General features: G+C 62.7%; 15 protein-coding genes. 1 reads left to right on the forward strand and 14 read right to left on the reverse strand.

From position 1 onward, the window contains the following. Nucleotides 1-63 precede the first annotated feature (63 nt). From fadD32 to cobM, 14 genes are all read right to left on the reverse strand, one after another. Nucleotides 64-1962, reverse strand: coding sequence for a long-chain-fatty-acid--AMP ligase FadD32 (gene fadD32, locus E5720_RS09495; protein ID WP_136170463.1), 1899 nt, complete (start codon nt 1960-1962; stop codon nt 64-66). A gap of 173 nt (nt 1963-2135) precedes the next feature. After that, a complete protein-coding gene (locus tag E5720_RS09500) occupies nt 2136-3155 on the reverse strand; it encodes an LLM class F420-dependent oxidoreductase (RefSeq protein WP_084348138.1) in 1020 nt (339 codons plus the stop codon). A 186-nt stretch (nt 3156-3341) separates the two neighbouring features. Next, nucleotides 3342-4310, reverse strand: coding sequence for a cutinase family protein (locus E5720_RS09505; protein ID WP_136170464.1), 969 nt, complete (start codon nt 4308-4310; stop codon nt 3342-3344). Between the two features lie 8 nt (nt 4311-4318). Next, a complete protein-coding gene (locus E5720_RS09510) occupies nt 4319-4864 on the reverse strand; it encodes a DUF732 domain-containing protein (RefSeq protein ID WP_136170465.1) in 546 nt (181 codons plus the stop codon). A 115-nt stretch (nt 4865-4979) separates the two neighbouring features. Continuing rightward, complete coding sequence (locus tag E5720_RS09515) at nt 4980-6827, reverse strand: alpha/beta hydrolase-fold protein (protein WP_136170466.1); 1848 nt, start codon at nt 6825-6827, stop codon at nt 4980-4982. Nucleotides 6828-7027: 200 nt separating this feature from the next. Then, entirely contained in the window at nt 7028-8029 is a 1002-nt protein-coding gene (locus E5720_RS09520; RefSeq protein WP_136170467.1) for an alpha/beta hydrolase family protein, read from the reverse strand. 292 nt (nt 8030-8321) lie between these two features. After that, a complete protein-coding gene (locus E5720_RS09525) occupies nt 8322-9314 on the reverse strand; it encodes an alpha/beta hydrolase family protein (protein ID WP_210729984.1) in 993 nt (330 codons plus the stop codon). Between the two features lie 195 nt (nt 9315-9509). Continuing rightward, nucleotides 9510-11366, reverse strand: a complete 1857-nt coding sequence (gene zomB / locus E5720_RS09530; RefSeq protein ID WP_281727913.1) for a flagellar motor control protein ZomB — start codon at nt 11364-11366, stop codon at nt 9510-9512. Continuing rightward, nucleotides 11344-12249 (reverse strand): decaprenyl-phosphate phosphoribosyltransferase, encoded by a 906-nt coding sequence (locus E5720_RS09535; RefSeq protein WP_136170468.1) that lies wholly within the window; start codon nt 12247-12249, stop codon nt 11344-11346. The genes zomB and E5720_RS09535 overlap by 23 nt, the downstream gene beginning before the upstream one ends. After that, the gene (locus E5720_RS09540; RefSeq protein WP_136170469.1) at nt 12246-12797 is read right to left on the reverse strand and encodes a phosphatase PAP2 family protein; all 552 of its coding nucleotides are present in this window, start codon (nt 12795-12797) and stop codon (nt 12246-12248) included. The genes E5720_RS09535 and E5720_RS09540 overlap by 4 nt, the downstream gene beginning before the upstream one ends. After that, nucleotides 12775-14682, reverse strand: coding sequence for a glycosyltransferase (locus E5720_RS09545; protein ID WP_136170470.1), 1908 nt, complete (start codon nt 14680-14682; stop codon nt 12775-12777). The genes E5720_RS09540 and E5720_RS09545 overlap by 23 nt, the downstream gene beginning before the upstream one ends. Continuing rightward, a complete protein-coding gene (glf, locus tag E5720_RS09550; protein ID WP_247596245.1) occupies nt 14679-15908 on the reverse strand; it encodes a UDP-galactopyranose mutase in 1230 nt (409 codons plus the stop codon). The genes E5720_RS09545 and glf overlap by 4 nt, the downstream gene beginning before the upstream one ends. A 155-nt stretch (nt 15909-16063) precedes the next feature. Beyond that, nucleotides 16064-16828, reverse strand: coding sequence for a precorrin-6A synthase (deacetylating) (gene cobF, locus E5720_RS09555; protein WP_136170471.1), 765 nt, complete (start codon nt 16826-16828; stop codon nt 16064-16066). Next, nucleotides 16825-17604 carry a precorrin-4 C(11)-methyltransferase gene (cobM, locus tag E5720_RS09560; protein WP_136170472.1) on the reverse strand — a complete coding sequence of 260 codons (780 nt, stop codon included), beginning with the start codon at nt 17602-17604 and terminating at the stop codon, nt 16825-16827. The genes cobF and cobM overlap by 4 nt, the downstream gene beginning before the upstream one ends. Nucleotides 17605-17793: 189 nt before the next feature. Here cobM and E5720_RS09565 point away from each other — a divergent pair, with 189 nt between their 5' ends. Further along, on the forward strand, nt 17794-19881 hold the full coding sequence (locus E5720_RS09565) for an N-acetylmuramoyl-L-alanine amidase (protein WP_136170473.1): 2088 nt from the start codon (nt 17794-17796) through the stop codon (nt 19879-19881). Nucleotides 19882-19913 lie beyond the last annotated feature (32 nt).

Below are 19913 nucleotides of genomic sequence, written 5' to 3' on the forward strand. Positions count from 1 at the left end.
ATCAACTCACCAAGCTACCTGTCCATTGGAAAAGGTGGTCTCCGAAGAACGTCCGCAAGACACTCAGTCCGGTTGTTCCACGTCGGGGAAAGCATTCTGCTGGTAGCCGCCGCGCAAGGTGCCCTCGATGTAAGCGGCTTTGCATGCGCGTCGAGCAATTTTGCCGCTCGAGGTACGGGGAATGGAACCGGCAGGTACAAGGAGTACGTCACGAACCGTCACACCGTGGCGGGTGGAAATCGCGGTACGAACCACGTCTGCGATCGGCGCCGGGTCGGCCTTACCGGAACCGGGCGCGCGCTCGGCAACGATCACCAGCTGCTCCGAGCTGTCGCCGGGGTCCTTGGTCAGGGCTGAGCCGCTGAACTCGAACACGACGTCGGGCAGCTGGTTCAGCGGGACCGAGAATGCCGCCACGAATCCTGGACGCAAGGCCTTGCTGGCCTCCTGCGCGGAGAACTCGATGTCCTGTGGGTAGTGATTTCTTCCGTCGACGATCACGAGGTCTTTGACGCGACCGGTGATGTAGAGCTCGCCGCCGTGGTAGACGCCGTAGTCGCCGGTTCGCATCCACTTGGCGCCGTCGGCTGCACCCTCGGCATGCGATCCCTCTGAGATGCGATTGACGAGCTTGTTGTGGAAAGTCTCGATGGTCTCCTGCTCACGGCCCCAATAACCCACACCGATGTTCTCTCCGTGCAGCCAGATCTCACCGACGTGATCGTCGGCGACCTCGGTCGCGGTATCGGAGTTCACGATGGCTGCCCATTGGCTTCGGGCAACCTCACCGGTGGAAACCTGTGGAATGGCACCGACCGAATCCTGATCGACGACGACGAAGTTGCCCGCGTTGAGCTCGACCCGGTCGACGTACACGACCTTGGCCTCGTCGAGGTTATTGGTGGTGGAGACGAACAGCGTCGCCTCAGCCATGCCGTACGACGGCTTGATTGCCGTCTTCGGGAGGCCGTACGGACCGAATGCTTCGTTGAACTTCTTCATCGACGAGGTGGTGACCGGCTCGCTGCCGTTGATCAGGCCGATGACATTGGAGAGATCGAGCGGCTCGCCGTTCTTCGGCAACCCACGCTGCGCGGCATGCTCGAAAGCGAAGTTGGGAGCGGCCGCAAACGTGCCTGCACCGTCGGAGACCGCAGCGAGTTCCTTGATCCAGCGCCATGGCCGCTGCACGAACGCACGCGGGCTCATGATGGTGATGTACCGGCCGCCGAGTGCGGGCAAGATGACCGTCAGCAATCCCATGTCGTGGAACATCGGCAGCCAGGTGACACCGCGTGAATCCACGGTGATCCCCATGCTGTCCACCATCTGAAGGGCGTTGACGCCGACCGCGCGGTGGGTGATCTCGACGCCTGCCGGGGTACGGGTCGAACCCGAGGTGTACTGCAGATACGCGATATCGTCGAGCTTGGCGTTCGGTTCCACCCAGGTCTCGCCGACGCTGTCTGGAATGGCGTCGACGGCGATGATGCGCGGACGCTGCGCAGCGGGCAGTCCTCGGAAGAATGCTCGAACCCCTGCTGCGGACTGGGTTGCCGTGAGAATGGCCGTCGGCTCACAGTCGCCGAGCACGGCATGCAGCCGGTCGGAGTGACCCGGCTCGTCCGGGTCGAAGAGCGGAACCGCGATGGTCCCCGCGTAGATGGCTGCGAAGAATGCGATGACGTAGTCGAGCCCCTGCGGCGCCAGAATTGCGACACGGTCACCGGGAGAGGTGACCTGCTGCAGACGAGCGGCCACGGCGCGTAGACGACGTCCGAACTGCGCCCAGGTGAGCTCGTGAGCTTCACCGTCGCGTTCGGTCGAATAATCCATGAATCGATATGCCAGTGTGTCGGCATTCTTTGCAACGTTCACCTCGACATGGCGGACGAGAGTCTTACCCTCGCCGATGACGATGTGGCCGTTCTCATCGATATATTCATCGAATGTATGGCTCATGTGTTCGCTTCTCCTCCGCGGAATCCGCTGCTGCTGCACGATCGGGCAACGGCCCGCGCCCCGACTTTTCTTCTCGACTCACGTAAACGCAGTACAGCGTGAAACATTACTAGCTGGTAGTTCTCAGGAAGGCCGGACCTGCCGGCCCCGCCATTCGAGCACCGAACGTCCGGTCATTCACCCTTCAGCAACTCGATGACCGGTGCGAACGCTTCCATCTGTGTGGGGAAAACCCCGACATAGGACATCGTTGTTTTCGCGCGAACGTTACGGATTTGGTCGGCAATTTCCTCGTACGTTCCGAACGCGAGGTACGGCGAGGTCAAAATATCCTCGATACTCAACTTCACATCCACGTCGACGTTCGGCGGATAGCCGTTGTCGAGAGCAGCCAGCGCCATCTCAGCCATCTGCTCACGATCGTCCGTGACCACGATGGTCGTGATTGCCCAGTTCAGTTCGATCTCCTCGAAGCGCTCTCCGGCTGCCTCACGGATGAGCTCGACGCGTTCGATCGTCTTCTCCAACGTCATACCGGACAGACGAAGCTTGCCGTCCTTCGTCGAACTCGGCACGACCGAGATGATGTCGGCATACTTTGCAGCCAGTGCCAACATCCGAGGGCCACCACCGCCGACGCAGATCGGCGGTCTCGGTCCCTGACGTGGCCGTGGACTGCCCTTCAAGCCGGTGATCTTGAAATGTTTGCCCTCGAAATTGCACTCTTTGCCGCGAAGCAAAGTATCGAGAATCTGGAGACTCTCCTCGAGCTTCTCGATACGTACACCCGGCCGGTCGTACGTGATGCCGGCCTTGTCGTACTCGTCACGCATCCAGCCTGCGCCCAGCCCGAGCTCGAGGCGGCCCCCCGAGAGAACGTCGATGGTCGCGGCGTCCTTGGCCAGAATCGCCGGATGCCGAAACCCGTTCGCGAGAACTGCGGTACCAAGACGGATCTTCTCCGTCGCCACCGCGAGCGCGCCGAGCGCCGCAATCGGGCCGACCTGATTGCCGAGGTGATCCGGGATCATGAAGCTGTCGTAGCCGAGCTCCTCGGCCAGCTGCGCCAGCTTGATGAACTTGCGCGCCCCACCCTCCTCTGCGTTGCCCTCACCGCCTGCTGCGAAGCGGAACGGACGAAGCGCCCTGATCTGCCCATCAGCGGGTAGATCCGGGGCCTGGGCGGAACACATGTATAGGTCTCCTCGATGCGGGTGCGCGTAGATTCCAGCGCCGATTGCGCCTACTCCAAGCGGCCACTCTATCTGCTCACTACCCGGGAATACACCTGCCGGGGTACACGAGGACCAGCTTTGTGCCTATTCCCCAGAGGGCGGTGTGGACCTTGTGACACCTCCAGTGGGCCCGGTCCCCTCTACTCAGGAGTGCGGAATCGCCGGCGCCTGCTCGATCAGACCGGCCGCCCACTGCGCAGTCCATTGCGTAGACGTAGTGCCGCTGTCATCGACGACGAAGGTGTTGTACGACGCATGCACCGGGTTACCTGCAGCCCCCACGAGAATTCCGAGGCTCTGCGGAATGTTGCGCAGCGACAAGCCTTCCGACGGAGCAGTACAGATGAGATCGCCTGGCGCACATATCTGGTTGACCACCGAATCGAGTGAACCGAATCCGCCGGCGCGGGCCCCGGTCATCGTGACGCCGGGAAAGTCGAGACCACCGAGTGCAACCTCGGCGCCGACGCCGTCGACCGGCGGTCCGATGTCCTGACCGGAGGTGCCGTCACGGCGCCCGTCCGCTATCAATGTCACGCCCAGAACCTTGTCCGCTGAGACCGGTCCGTTGCCTGCACCGATCTCGGCTGCAATGTCGCCTGCTATGACCGCACCTTGCGAGAAGCCAGCCAGGATGTAACTCGTCAGCGGGCAATGCTCGCTGACGCGGGTCAGTTCGGCCTTCGCTGCCGCAGTACCCGCGGTGCGAGAGTTGTTGTACGACTGCTGGCCGTCGGGCGGGAACGCGATCGGGTTGGAGAACTGCGCAACATACGGGACCGTGTACACACTTGCCCGTCCCGGCTCGAACTGCTCCTGCAGCGGACGAGTCACGTTCAGCATCAACGACAACGGATTGGCCGACGGGTTGTACGGATCATCGGTCGCCGAAGATTCCCAGGTACCGGGGATGGCGATGACCGAGACATCGGCACAGTCCGCCGGTTGCGACGTCTGTTCACCAGGGCCGGGCTCTGGCACCGGAGAAGGCACAGTGTCCGGCAGCCTTCCGGCAAGCAGATACCACGCGGCCACGATGATCAGGCCGAGAACAACTGCTACCGCAAGGAGCTTCGGTAGCAGATGCCTCTTTTTCTTCGTCCCGTTCGCCATCGAGACCGTCAGGCCTTACAAATCGTGTTCTGCGCGGCGGTGATGTAGAGCTGAGCGGTCTCGCCTGCCTGTTCGGCCGTGATCTGCGTGCCCGACGCGCTGGCCTCGACCCCCACGTTGGCTGTCACGAACGTCGAGATCTCGTCCGGTGCGACACCCTGCGACTGCGCCGAACAAATGTAGGTGGCCGTCGAGATGGCGATCTCACCGTTGCCCGCCGGGGTGACCCCACTCTTCTTCAACTCTTCGAGAAACGCCTGGCCTCGATCGTCCATCGGCACCTGGGTTGCACCCGGGAAGTCCTCGGGTACCGGCTGCGGCTGCTCCGGTGGTGCCGTCGCTGCCTCACCGGGACTCGTCACTGCGGCCGACGTCGTCGACTCGCTCGCCGAGGTCGTCGCCGAGGTGGTCGAGGATTCGGCCGTAGTGGTGGTGGCGGTGGTGGTCGGTACCCCGGTGGCGGTGGAGTCGTCGCTTCCGCAGGCGACCAACATTCCACCTGCAGCTACGGCGAGAACACCCATCGACAGGGTTCGGGCCAGAGACGTTCGCATGTTCAATCCAGTCCTCACAAGCGCATGATTCACGAGCGGCATCGTTCAACGCGTGAGGGTACAGAGTTCCACTGAGAGGAACCTGAAGCGGGACCCCGAACCTCTCGAGCTGCGGTCACGGCGCGATTGTGACCTTGCCATCCTTCACAGTGATGATGCCGAACTGGAAGTTCTGTTGCACGCCGCCACCGTCGATATCGAACTGATCACTGGTGAGATATCCCAATCGGCCACCTTCGTAGCCGACGCTCTTCCATGCGTCGAAGATCTCACCGTTGCGAATTGCCCAAGCCCCGGTCAGCGGACTCCAGTAGACGTTGCCACCCTCGAACTCGTTGAACCGGCCGCCATCCTTGATCGGACCGAGCTCACTGGTCTTCGGGAAGCCGAGTGGGCCGTTCTCCCATCCGAGTTGGCCGTACTTGCCGAGGATCATGCCCTGCACCGAGTGGGTACCGAGTTCGGGACTGAAGTACATCGCGCCGATCTCGAAGCCCTGGACCGCGCCCGGCTTCGACGGCGTCGCCACCTCGTCGAGCACCGGGTATCCCAACGGGCCACCCTCGTAGCCCTGGCGTGCCCACTCGTCGAGGATCGCGCCACGCACGGCGTGCGCGCCGGTCTGCGGCGTGAAGTAGACCATTCCGTTCTGGAATGCGTTTCCGCGTCCGCGTCCGTCGGGAGTTCCGAACTCACCGGTCTTCGGGAAGCCCAGTGGGCCCGAAGGACCGCCGGAGCCCTGGTAATTGCCGCCGATCGCACCTGCGACTACCTGAGCGCCCGAGTCGGGCGAGAAGAAGACGCGTCCGAACCTGAAGTCCTGTGCACGACCGCCTGCGACGTTGTATTCCGGGGTCAGGCAGTCGCCCAGCCAGGAATTCGCGCCCGACGCGTTGCCGATGGCTCCGGCGACGTTGCATGCGGGCTTGTCGACGTCGACGTCGAGTGCGCCGGCGAGCTGCGGCCAGAGCTGATGCAGCTCGAACTGCCAGTACTCCCACGTATGTGTTCCCGACGGCCGGTAATTGACCTGGGCGGGGATTCCGAGCTTGTTCAGTTTGGTCGCAAATGTCTGTGAGGTCAGGCGCGAGAGGATTTCCAGTCCCATACCGGCGTAGTTGGAGCTGACTCCCGGGATGCCCGACGGCGGATCGTACGGTCCGGCTGCGCCGTTTCCGCTCGATACGTAGAGACTGACGCCTTCGAGCTGATCGGCCAACAGGTATGGGTCGTGCTGAGCCCAGAGATCATTGGTGGGCGCACCCCACATCGCTTTGGAGTTGTACCCGCCCGCGTCGGTCATCGCGTACTGAATCGCCTGTGGCATGCCGAGAGACGTCGTCGTAAGAATGCCGGACAGCGACGCTGCGAACGTGAAGAAGCCCTGGTTGCGTGCAGCGAGGAACATCGCGGCCGTGCCACCCATCGACAGGCCGACGACACCACGAGTCTGGTTGGTGCGCCAGTCGTTCTCGAGGATCGGTGGGAGTTCCTTGGTCAGGAACGTCTCCCACTGATAGTTCTTCCCCTGATCCTGGTCGATCCAGTCGGAATAGAAGCTCGACTGTCCACCGACCGGAAGTACGACGTTGACGTTCTTGTCGGCGAAGTAGGACTCGATGTCCGTCTCCAGCGTCCATCCGTTCTCGGTGTCCGTTGCTCGGAGACCATCGAGCATGTACACCGAGGGGAACACGGCCTGTGGGTTGATGTTCCAGTCGCGCGCGAGCAGGAGCTGGACCTGAATCGGAGTGCCCATCGAAGGAGACGTGATCCAGAGCGCCACGCGACGGTCCGACAGCCAATCGACTTGGGTGACGGTAGCTCCGGAGGGTGCCTGCGTCTGCGCAGGCAAGGACGCGGGTACCGGAGTCGCTTGCGCAATGCCGGCCGCGCCGAACGGCGATGCCAGGGCGACGGCCAATGCCGCTGCTACTCCGAACCGAGCAAGCCCACTGCGCATGATGATGACTCTCCTTCGTTCTTGCTGACGATGTCTTTCTACACGCGAACTACGCGGAAGCACACGAGGCTCGCTGTGACTGGTGGTGCAATTGTTGATGGTTCCATCTGGAACTTGCTCCGGCAGACGCGTAAATGCCGTCCTGCACCTGGTGCAGGACGGCATTTACGCGAATTCAGAACTCGATCTCGTGTTCGAGATCAGGCGTTCAGTGCCTCGAGGATCTGACCACGGGCCTTGAACAGCTCGGCGGACCAGTACGGCCACGCGTGGATACCGCTCGACGGGAAGTCGAACGTCGCCGGGATACCGAGCGTGGCCAGGCGGACCTGGAATGCGCGGCTGTTGGCGAGCGCCAGGGCTTCGAGAGCCATGCCGTTTGCCGTGTTGTAGAAGTCGATCGGAGCACGCGGCTTGTCGAACTCGCCGGGCAGACCACTGGCAGCCGAGACGTACAGCGACAAGCCCTTCAGCTTCGGAGCGAAGACGAACGGGTCGTTGCGAAGCCACGCCGGGCTCCAGGGCGGTCCCCACATCGAGTCGACGTTGAACCACGACTGCGAGAGCATCGCCACGCGGATGGCTTCACGCATACCGGGAGCAGAGATGTTCAGGTATCCGGAGAACGAACCGGCGAACTTGAACTGGTCGCGGTGGTACGCAGCGAGCGTCAGTGCAGCCGAGCCACCCATCGAGATTCCGACGACAGCGTTGTTGTTACGCGAAACGCCGTAGTTCTCGAGGTAGGCCGGAAGATCCTCCGTCAGGAAGGTTTCCCACTTGTAGGTGACTTCCTGGCCGTTCAGGTTGGAAGCTGCGTACCAGTCACTGTAGAAGCTGGCCTGCCCACCGACGGGCATGACGAGCGTGACGTTGTCCCCGGCGAATTGGTCTTGCGCATTGGTCTCGAAGGACCACGCGTTGCGGTCGTCGCGGGCGCGGAGTCCGTCGAGCAGGTAGAGAGCGGCATCGCCGCCGCGCGCTGCCCACTGGACCTGGACCTTGATCGGACCCATCTCGGACGGGACGAACAGGTCTTCGCGTCCACCGGCCGGGGCCTTGTGAACAACTGCGCTCGGTGCCGCGAGAGCAGTTGCGCCGCCCACTACACCGACGGCGAGTGGGAGGACGAGGGCTGCCGCGCCGACGCCGATGAGGCGTTTACCCCACCTGGCTTTACTGCTGAGGCCAGCAAATCGCATGAATCGTGCTCTCTCTCATCTACTGCAGGTCTCCGCGATAATGCGGCGCCCGGCGTGCCAACAGGGCATCTTCGGCCCTGTCGGGCCGTAAGTAAAGGGGTGTTCGGTCGTGAACTAAGACTGGAGGGTATTCCACTCATCAGCCCCAGGGCAAAACTGCGGCTTCGCGTCGCAGATCTGCCCTGGGGCCGATATCAAGAACTGAGAGTAGCCTGTGCAAGCCCCGCCGACCAGCCTGTAAACGTCGTGAACTTTCACAACAGGACCAAAAGCGGGGACTTCGCCGGGCACTTTATCCGATATTCGCACTCAGATCAGGTGCCATGATGTGAGCCTGTTCCTGCCAGTAGCCCCACTGATGGGTACCCACTGCCGGGAATGCGTACGTCACGTTGTTGGCACCGAGGCTCGCCATCCGGATCTGGAACGCGCGGCTGTTGGCCAGAGCAATGGCCTCGAGTCCCATGGCGTTACCGGTGTTGAAGTAGTCGATCGGAGAACGCGGCTGATCGAGTCCGCCCGGCAGACCGCTTCCTGCGAAGACCCACACGCGGGTGCCGTTGTCGCGAAGTCGCGGTGCGAACACGAACGGATCGTTACGCAACCACGCCGGATCCCACGGCGGTCCCCACATGGCGTCGATGTTGAAGCGACCCGAATCGAGAAGTGCAAGACGCATTGCCTCGCGCATTCCGGGAGCCGAGATGTTCAGGTAGCCGGACAACGAACCCGCGTAGCTGAACTGGTCGGGATGATAGGCAGCAAGCGTCAGCGCAGCGCTGCCGCCCATCGAGATGCCGACGACGCCGTTACGATTCGGATTGAAGCCGAGGCGGCTGGAGAGGTTGTTGCGCAGATTCTCCGTCAGGAACGTCTCCCACTTGTACGTGGTCTGCTGTCCGTTGAAGTTGGACGGTGCGTACCAGTCGCTGTAGAAGCTCGACTGCCCACCGACAGGCTCGACGACGTTGATGTTCCACGACGCCAAGAACGCGCCGACGTCGGTCTCGTGCTCCCAGCCGGAAATGTCGTTGGTGGCGCGCAGGCCGTCGAGCAGGTAGACCACACGATTGGTGTTGCCGTCAGCAGCGCGCCAGATGCGGCTCTTGATCGGCCCCATGCTGGAGTCGGTGACGAAGTCGAACGCTCGCGAGTCGAACGCCGCGTTGGCGGTTGCGCCTGTCCCGGCTACGGCCAGACCGGCGGGCACGATCACGGCGAGCATCAGCGCTGTGAGCACTCGACGCGCGCGTCCCGCGCCGCTCTTCTTGGTTCTTCCCAGCATGCAGTCTTACCTCTCAGCGGTGTGGTGAGCCGTACCAGTGGGCTATTCGCCCGTTTCAGCGGTATGAAATTTGGTCCTTGCGGGACCAGCATTCACACACATCTTTCGCATACATCGGCCGAAGCGCGATACCCGTTACTAAAATGAGATATCCCATCTTGGCCTCGAATGGATATCGAAGCAACTGACGGCCGCCTAATTATCACCCGGCAGGATTGGTGGCTCTAAACCACATCTCTGTATTTCGTACTCCGGAACTCGATCGAATCGGTAGCCGGCATAGAACAGTGAGCGTTTGATGTTTCTGACGAACAACTCTTTCGTCAGCGGGGCGCGATACGAATCGATGAGTTCACGGGTGTCCTCGCACGAGAGAGCTACACGCGCCTGAGCGACCCAGTCCTCGTCCATGTACCAGGGCAGGAACGGATGTTTGTCGACGAGACCCAGATCGGCGACGACCCAGTCCGGGTACAAGTTCTTGTCGTGCCCGATGCGGCCGTTCTCCAACCGCTCGGTGTGCGAAGCCAGCGGGTAGGCAAGACCCATTTGGTCGATCACCCGCACATCGAGGCCGACGTTCATGCTCGTCATGCCCAGGTTCAAGAAGTAGACCGTGTGACCAGCGCCACCAGGCGGGATCGGCAGGGGCGGCGGCACGACATCCCAGTAGGTGAACTGTGCCGAGGGCAACAGGAGCCCGCCGTCCGGGGTGTTCGCGATCGTTTCGACCATCGGTCGCATGCGCGGGTAGTCGAGGTAGTCCGTGGCGAGAATGGGGTGCGCATGCCCGGTGTTGAGGGAGTAGAAGGCACGCTCGTCCACGATTCCACTGCGACCGACAATGGACCCTTCCGGCATTCCGGTCGTGTTGGCGGCAAAGAATGCCCACACGATCGTGGCCAGCCACAGGACGCCGCCGCCTGCCGTTATCAGCACCTGCCGTGTATCGGAATTTTTGTTCGGAATTGTCACGGGTAAGACCGAAATAGGAAGAAGGAGAGTGAACAATGCCGGCAGGAGTGTGCGGCCGTGCATGAAATCGCCACCGACTCGAACTGCATAAACAGCTGAGAGAAGTCCACCGATCAGGACGAATGCGACGACCGCGGTTCGGCTGCGTAAAAGGCTCTGCGCATCTCGGCGCGATCTCGGAATTCGCAGGCCTCCGAGGCCTGACATCGCAGCCGTCACCACGCCTGCGACGAACATCAGCAGCAGCGGCAACCACAGCATGTACGGTCCGAGCAAATTCCACAGATAGTCGAAACCCTGTGCCCATTTCGCGCCGCCCGCATCCTTGGACACCGCAGTGTTCGGGTAGGGCAACCCGTAGTAACCCATCCGCCAAATCTGATATCCGACCGGCACGATGCCTGCGACGACGAAGACTGCGAGACGACTCTTCCAGGATTGACGCGCAAGAAACAGCATGATGAGCGCGAGCCCCGACAGAATGAGGAGTTCCGGGCGCACCAGCGGACCGAGGCCGGCCCAGAAGGCAAGGAACAGCCACGCGGGGCCGCTGATGGTTCTGGTGCACCAGCGGACCATCAGCAACCACAGCGCTGCAATCCAGAAAATGACCAGACATGTCTCGAGACCCGAAGTGGCGAAATCTCGGGCAGGAGGAATCGCGATGTAAACGAGCACCCCAGCGGGAAGGTAGGCCACCACGCCGGCCGACCGCGTCCGAAGCGCGTAGGTACCGAACATCGCCAACACGACCGCAGCGGTCGACAAGACCAACGCGATGGTCAGGACCACGTACTCGAGACGTATCTCGCTGAGCCAGCTGACCGCATAGACCAGGTAGGTCCAGATGGTGCTGGTATTGGTCTCCACACGCTCGCCGGCATTGAAGACCGGGCCGTTGCCGGCCAGAAGATTGCGGACCGTACGGAGAACGATCAGACCGTCGTCGGCGATCCACCGCCGTTCCCAGGCACCGGCAAGGAACAACAGTGCGGACACGGCAACACCGATGCCGAAGATCGTCCTCGACGTGCGTGTAGGGGCGGGCAGCACCTCACGCGAGGTAGACGGCGACAACCACTACTCCGATCCACGCCAGCGCGAGTACCTGCAACACCCGATCGCCCAACGCGATCTCCTCGGGTTCACCTGCCTCGCCTCCATCGACATCGACTGCGTAACGCAGGATAGCGATAGTGAACGGAATCATCGAGATGGCGAACCAGTTGGTGGTGGTTGCGGCGTCCTGTTCGAACGCCCACAGGCCGTAGCAGAGCACGACAGCGGTAGCCGAGAGCGTCCACACGAATCGCAGATAGGTGGTCGTGTAGTTCTCCAGCGACTTGCGGATCTTCGCGCCCGTACGCTCGGCGAACTGCAACTCCGCGTACCGCTTACCGGCAGCCATGAACAGCGACCCGAACGCCATGATCAGCAGGAACCACTGCGAGAGCTCAATGGACGCGGCCACACCACCAGCGATGGCCCGGAGCAGGAATCCCGAGGACACGATGCAGATGTCCAGCACGGCCTGATGCTTGAGTCCGAAGCAGTACGCCAACTGGACGACGATGTACACCCCGATGACCAGGGCAAGCTTCCAGTTCGCGAAGAAAGACAGTCCGACGGCAAGGCTCAGGGACACCGCGGCCATCGCGTAGGCGAGGTTGACCGGCAGCACACCTGCAGCGATCGGACGGAACCGCTTGGTCGGGTGCGCGCGGTCGGCCTCGACATCGAGGGCGTCGTTGACCAGGTAGATGCCCGATGCCGCTAAACAGAACACGACGAAGGCCAGTGCGACGGGAAGAAGCACATCACCTTGGGTGACGGATCCCGCAGCCAGCGGCGCGGCGAGTACCAGGACGTTCTTGACCCACTGCCGGGGTCGAAGCGCCTTGATCACGCCTTCGGCAAGATTCTTCGGTGGTGCTCCGACGGCGGAGGCTTCCTCGCTCATTTGTCTCCTTCGAACTTCAGGATGGCGGCTGCCGATATCGCGCCGAGCGCAGATCCTGCAAGTACATCTGTCGGGTAATGGACACCGAGAACGAGCCGCGAGAGCAGCATCGGTGGTACTAAGACGGCGGGCACCAGGATTGCTGGTAAAGGTAGCCCCGTCAGCTTGCCGAGCAACACGGCGGCTGCCGTAGTCGAGGTGGCGTGCGAGGACGGAAAGCTCAGTTTGCTCGGCGTGGAGACATTGACCTGTACCGATGGGTCATTGGGGCGTCGACGCCGCACCACTCGCTTGATCACGATAGATGCTGCATGCGAACCCACCGCCCCGGCCGCGACACCTGCCCACTGACGCCGGCGGGGCGCGTCGAGAGCAGCGCCGATACCAGCGATGGCAACCCAGCCGAGCGCGTGCTCACCGAAGTGCGACATCCCCCGAGCCACCGCGACGGCCCCGGGTTGCGCGCCCACCGTCGACTGAATTTTCGCCAACACGCGAACTTCGGCAGCAGCCTCGTTCTGTTTGTTAACCCTCGTAGCGGAAGACACGTTCCCAGGTTTCCTTACTGGTGAGGTGAGGGACGGCGTCGCGGTAGCGACCCTTGAGTTCGGGGAACCGACGCGAGAGTTCGGTTCGTAGCGCCATTGCTTCTTTCAGCAACGCCGCCGCTTTCTCGCGGTCACGCTGGCGGTAGACGACGCCGCGCCCGTCAGCAGTGGTGACGGTGACGCCATCGACCTGCGAGAGCAGGAACCACCGGGCGTCGAGCGTCGGCACGTTGAGCTGTGGACGCTCGTGGTGTTGATTGTGCGCAGGCTTGACGTTGTGGATCAGTCCCTTGGCAAGGCGGGAAATCTTCGACAGCGGGTTCGTCGGCTGCCCGACGGCTCCCACCTCCTCGCCGGATGCGAGAGGAAGTTCCGTCGAGGAATCCACGACGACGGCGTCCGGGAAAGTTTTGCGCAGCGCGTGCACTTCGCCCAACGACGTCGGGAGGATCTCGAGGATATGCTCGGGCCCTGCGAGGAAGTCGCGGATCGCCTTGTTCTGAATGGCAACAGTGGAGTACTCGAGGCACAGCAGGTGCTTGACAGTTGCCTTGACGGTGTCGAGGACCAGGCCACGTCCGTTGCCGGGCATGTGCAGCGCAGCGACGACGAGACGGTTACGCAGGTGGAAATACGCCTGCCAATCGATAGCGTCGTCCTTGTCGCTCCACGCCATGTGCCAGATAGCCGCCCCGGGGAGGGTGACCGTCGGGTAGCCGGCTTCGCGTGCGCGCAGACCGTATTCGGCGTCGTCCCATTTGATGAACAGTGGGAGTGGCTGACCGAGCTCTTCCGCGACGACGCGCGGAATCATGCACATCCACCAGCCGTTGTAGTCGACGTCGATGCGGCGGTGCAGCAACTTGCTCGAGCGCAGCGGATATTCGCTGAAGTCGTGGTCGTACTCGACGTTTTGGGCGCCGGTCCACATGAAGTTGCCGCGGTTGATGACCTCGCCCATGACGTGCAGATGACTGCGCGCCTGGAGGTTGAGCATCTGGCCGCCCACGAGCGTGGGGACCTTCGCGAATCGCGACATGGCGAGGGCGCGGAGAATCGAGTCGGGTTCGATCTCGATGTCGTCGTCCATGAACAGAATGTGTTGGCAGTCGGTGTTCTCCAGCGCCTCGTACATGATCCGGCTGTAGCCACCGGAACCACCGAGGTTGGCCTGGTCATGGATGGCAAGGCGGCCACCCAACCCTGCTTCGGCCTCGTCGAACCCGGGCTCGTCCTTAGCTTTTCTCGTGCCCTGATCGGGCATGATGACGGCCTTGATCACGTCGAGCACCAGTGGGTCCGAGCCGAGCGCCACGAGAGCTTTCACTGCGTCGGTCGGGCGGTTGAACGTCGGAATCCCGACGGCTACCGTCGCCTCGCCCGGTGCCTCGATCGGCGCGAACCACCCGGCACTCTCCAGGACGACCTCGGAGTCGGAGGTGATGTCGAACCAGATCCAACCGCCATCCTCGAACGGACCGAGATCGATCACGAACTCTTGTGCCGCATCACCGTCGACGGCTTCACGGCCCTCGACGTGGATGCGTGAACTGTCCGCTTTGGAGCGGTAGACATCGATCCGGCAATGCCCGGAGACCTCCACGCGCAGCACAACGGACTTCAGGATGCTGTAGCGGCGCCAGTAGCTCGCCGGGAACGCATTGAAGTAAGTGCAGAACGACACCTCGGATTCGGCGCCGACCGTCAACGAGGTCCGCGACAGCGAATGTGCCCGTCGGGCATTCGTTGTCGCCTCCTCGAGGTACAGGGTGCGCACGTCGAGCGGCTCACCTGGACGCGGCAACAGCACCCGCTGCAGAAGCGACTTACCGAAGTAGGGGGCGAAGTCGAGGGCGCCGTCCTCGAGCAGATGCTTGGCCGTCATTTGTCTCCTGCCAGGGCCGCGCCCGACTCGAAATGTGGTGCGAGCGTGTTGTCGTACAAGTTCAGCGCACTGGCAATGGCCATGTGCATGTCGAGGTACTGATAGGTGCCGAGCCGCCCGCCGAAGAGAACCCCGTTGTCGGCGGCTTCCTTCTTCGCGCGGTCGCGGTACGCCTCCAGTTTCTGGCGGTCCGCGGGAGTGTTGATCGGGTAGTACGGCTCGTCGCCGCTCTCGGCGAATCGCGAGAACTCTCGCATGATGACGGTCTTGTCGGCCGGGTACGCCCGCTCGGGATGGAAGTGGCGGAACTCGTGAATACGAATGAACGGGACGTCGGCGTCGTTGTAGTTCATCACCGGCGTGCCCTGGAAATCACCGGTCGCTAGCACCTCGGTCTCGAAATCGATTGTGCGCCAGCCCAATTCGCCTTCCGAGTAGTCGAAGTAACGGTCCAGTGGGCCAGTGTAGACAATCGGGGCATCCGGGCTCTCGGCGATCAACTTCTCACGCACGTCGAACCAATCGGTGTTCAGCCGGACCTCGATCAGGTCGCCGGCAGTCATGTTCTCCAACCACGCGGTGTAACCGTCGACCGGCAGACCCTCGTACGTGTCGTTGAAGTAGCGATTGTCGAACGTGTAACGCACAGGCAGCCGCGTGATGTTTCCCGCCGGCAGATTCTTCGGGTCCGTCTGCCACTGCTTGGCGGTGTAGTCGCGGATGAACGCCTCGTACAGCGGGCGCCCGATCAACGAAATCGCCTTCTCCTCGAAGTTCTGCGCAACCTTCGAATCGAACTCACTGGACTGCTCCTCGATGAGCGCACGCGCCTCGGCAGGAGAGTAATACTTACCGAAGAACTGCGAGATCAAACCGAGGCCCATCGGGAACTGGTACGACTGGCCCTTGTGCAGCGCGAACACGCGATGCTGGTAACTCGTGAAATCCGTGAACTGATTCACGTAATCCCACACCCGCTTGTTCGAGGTATGAAAAAGGTGAGCACCGTACTTATGGATCTCGATACCCGTCTCGGGCTCGGCCTCCGAGTACGCATTACCTCCAAGGTGGTGGCGGCGGTCCAGAACAAGGACACGCTTGCCCAGCTGAGACGCCGAGCGCTCCGCCACAGTCAGTCCGAAGAACCCGGATCCGACGACGATCAGGTCGTATCGGCCGGTCACGGAAGCGTCGGAATCAACAGGCACAGGGTTTACGGCAGTCACGGGCAATCAGGGTATCCGACAACCCCCGCACCCTCCGCTCCTGACTACCAAAGTCACTCCGCAGGCTCCGCTCCTGACCCCTTGAAGTCACTCCGCAGGCTCCGCTCCTGACCCCTTGAAGTCACTCCGCAGGCTCCGCTCCTGACCTACCAAAGTCACTCCGCAGGCTCCGCTCCTGCCCGCAACAGGTAGGTATCCATCACCCAGCCGTGCCTGCTCTTGAGCTCGGCGCGCACCCGGTCGATCTCGTCGATGCAGTCGTCCAACCTGCCGGACACCAACTTTTCATCCACTGTTCCCAGATTGGCGCCCCAGTGAATGCCCCAACGGTTCTCCCCGACCAACGCGCGGCAGGCCAGGTGTCCGTCGAGCATGACCACGATGTTGTCCGCTCCGGCCGCTACGTCGCCCTCGAGTGCCCTGCCGGTGGTGATGGTGATCGGACCACCGATTCGGTTGAGCACCAGGCGGTGGGCGGCGGCGAGCATCGACACACTGCTGATACCTGGCGTGACGTCGTAGTCGATATCGAGGGTTCCGAAGTCACGGACCCGCTCGATCACTCTGATGGTGCTGTCATAGAGAGCAGGGTCACCCCAGACGAGGAACCCCACGGTCGCCGACGGGTCCAGACCGAGCAGCACCTCCTCGTAGGCGCGGGCGCGGGCGTCGTGCCAGTCCAGTACTGCGGTCCCGTAGTCGCTGGGCTTCCGGTCACGCTCCGGGTCGGGGACAGCGACCACGCGGTACTCCCCCGGCACATGACGTCGCAAAATCTCCGCGCGCGCGTCACCTAGATCACCGACCGATGCGCCCTTGTCCGCAACGAGGAACACATCGACCTCGCGAAGCTTCCCGACAGCCTGGACGGTGATCTGGTCAGGGTGCCCGCCGCCGATTCCGACGAGATGGATCTTCATCGGAACCCCTCTGGTCGTTCCGCAGGCTCCACTCCTGCTCGATCTCGGCAAGCGTCGTAGAGGTGCGATTCCACGCCGGGGGTGCGGCCCACCGCAGGTCCGACGAGAATGACCGCAGCCTGGCGGAGCCCTGCGGCCTCGACCTGGTCGGCGATGTCGGCGAGGGTTCCGTTCAGGACGAGCTGATCGGGCTTGCTTGCATGAAAGACGACAGCGGCCGGGCAGCCGGCGCCGTACTCACCGACGATCTCCTCGACCAACGCCCGGATCCGGGTGATGGCCAAATGCAGCACCAGCGTCGACCGCGTTTCGGCGAACCGCGACAGCGCCTCGGTATCCGGCATCGCCGTAGATCGGGCCTGCGTCCGTGTCAGCACGACGGACTGTGTGACCTCGGGGACCGTCAGCTCGATGCGAAGCGTGGCAGCAGCCGCGGCGTAAGCGGGAACACCGGGAGTGACATCCCAGGGCACTCCTGCGGCGTCGAGGCGTGCCGACTGCTCCGCGAGCGCGGAGTAGAGCGACGGATCTCCCGAGCACAGCCGTGCGACATCGTCACCACGTCGATGAGCGTCGACGAGTTCTTTCGTGATCGTGTCCAGGTCGAGGCGAGCGGTGTCGACGAGTCGAGTGCCCGGTGGACAGTGCGCAAGAATCGCGTCGTCGATGTATGTACCAGCGTAAACACACACTGGACTGGCGTTGAGTAGCTCGACTGCGCGCAGTGTCAGCAGGTCGGGCGCACCGGGACCGGCACCGATGAAATGGACTGTCACAAGACAAAAGCGTAGGCGGTGAGTTTCGACGCGCCGCACGTACTGGCAATCCTCGCGGTGACTAACTCTCAAGCTAAGGTTTAGCCTTGTGTCGGATGGGGTGGATGTGACCCATGTGGCTATAGCCAGTACCGCCACATCGGAACGCACCACCTCATTAACAGTTCGCCTACAACCAGGAGTACCGCCTTGCACCGTCGAACGAAGCCGTCGATCGTTCTCGGCGCCGTCGCCCTACTGGCCGTCGCGAGCCCTCTCGCGGCGTACAGCATCTCCGGCGATTCTGCGTCCACCGATGTTCGATCGGCCAACGAGACCACCCCTGTGACAGTGCCGACCACGATCGTCGAAACGGCTCTGGCGGCAGCACCGGACATCGTCATCCCCCTCCGGGAACTGACGGGTCTTCCGCTACCAGACCTCCGCCTGTCCGATCTGAAGTACCTGCCGCTTCCGGACAACATCGCCATCCCGCCGTTCCAGATACCGGAGATCCCCGGCCTGACGGTCCCCGACTCCTCGGCACCTTCCGCTCAGGTGCCGGCTCCGCTGGCACCGAGCGACGTGTCGGCTCCGGCAACTCCTCCTGCCGGTGACGATCCCGGTGCGCCACTCGGCGCTGTCGTCAAGGAACTGAAGCAGGACACCCCGTTCAGCATGGTTGCCCTGACGTCGACGGGACTCGACAACGCGTCGGCGCAAATTCGTCGCCAACTCGACGACGGATCCTGGGGCCCCTGGCTCGCAACCGAACCCGTAGACACAGGCGTCGACGCCGCGGCCGCCGCACCCGAGAAGCAGGGCACCGAGCCGATTTTCGTGGGAGCAACCAAGGCAGTTCAACTGCTGATGACTCCGCGACCACAAGCGCCCGTCCCAGCACCGGTAGCGCCCGCTCCGGAGGTGGCGCCCGCCCCAGAGGTGGCGCCCGCTCCCGAGCCGTCACTCGGTTACACGCCCGCGTCCGTCTCGAAGCCGTTGCGTCAGCAGGACACTCCGCTCGCGTCGGCGATCGACGGCGTCAGTGCCGTCCTGATTCAGCCCGGTACGTCCCCCGCGGACGCCACACTCAGTGATCTCGCGACACCCGTCGCGGGGAGTACGGGCCCGAAGGTGATCTCGCGATCGCAGTGGGGCGCAGACGAATCCATCCGTTGTGCCACCCCGGACTACGACGACTTCCTCAGCGGCGCGACAGTGCATCACACCGCGGGCAGCAACGAGTATTCGAAGTCCGAATCGGTCGAGATCGTTCGGGCCATCTACGCCTACCACGCCCAGACACTCGGCTGGTGCGACGTCGGTTACAACGTGTTGGTCGACAAGTACGGCCAGATATTCGAAGGCCGAGCAGGCGGTTTGGACAAGCCGGTGCAGGGTGCGCATGCCGGAGGGTTCAACGAAAACACCATGGGCATTGCAATGATGGGCGACTTCTCCACCGAAGCACCACCACAGGCAACCATCGATTCGGTCGGCTCGTTCCTCGGCTGGCGTCTAGGACTCGCCGGACTCGACCCCAAGGGCAGCACGACGATGACGTCCGAGGGCACGGAGTTCACGTTCGTCGGCCAAGGCCAAAACGTCGACCTGCCGGTCATCTTTGCGCACCGTGACGTCGGGAACACCGCATGCCCCGGTGACGGTGCCTACGCAAAGCTGGACGAGATTCGCGATATCGCCGAAGCGTCGCTGGGCGGTGCCGAGGTGAGTTCTGCTCCTGTAGAGGCCGATCCAGCGGAACCGGCCCCGGCGGCACCAGTGGCGCAGACCCCTAACTCCGCGGGGACGGATGTCAGCGGCGCGCTCGGTGCCGGAGTTCCGGCTCTCGTCGACGAACTGCTCCGCCTTGCCGATCAGAATCCGATCGCACAGAAGTGGTTGGCCTCGGGCGGCGAAACCGGAATTCTCGGAACCCCGGTCAGCGGCCTCGTACAGGTCAAGGGTGGACAGTCCGCCGGGTTCGCCAACGGATCGATTTTCACGACCATCGCCGGCCAAGCAGTCGCGGTGATCGGCAAAATTTTCGATCAGTTCCTCGCCCTGGGTGCGGAGAACGGTGATCTCGGACTTCCGAGTACGGATGAGTACCGCGTCCCCGAGGGCCTGCGGACCGATTTCGAGAACGGTTCACTGATCTTCAACGAAGCCACCGGAATCGTCACCACGGTCATCAAGACCTACAACGACACCTACCAGCAGAAGATGGACGAAGGTGCCGTGTCGGCTCCGATCGAACCGGCTCCGATAGCACCCGAGGTAGCACCGGCGCCGTAGGTTTCGTGCCTCGCTGCGGCCGATGCCGCAGC

The organism is Rhodococcus sp. PAMC28707 (genome assembly GCF_004795915.1).
Taxonomy (GTDB): domain Bacteria; phylum Actinomycetota; class Actinomycetes; order Mycobacteriales; family Mycobacteriaceae; genus Rhodococcoides.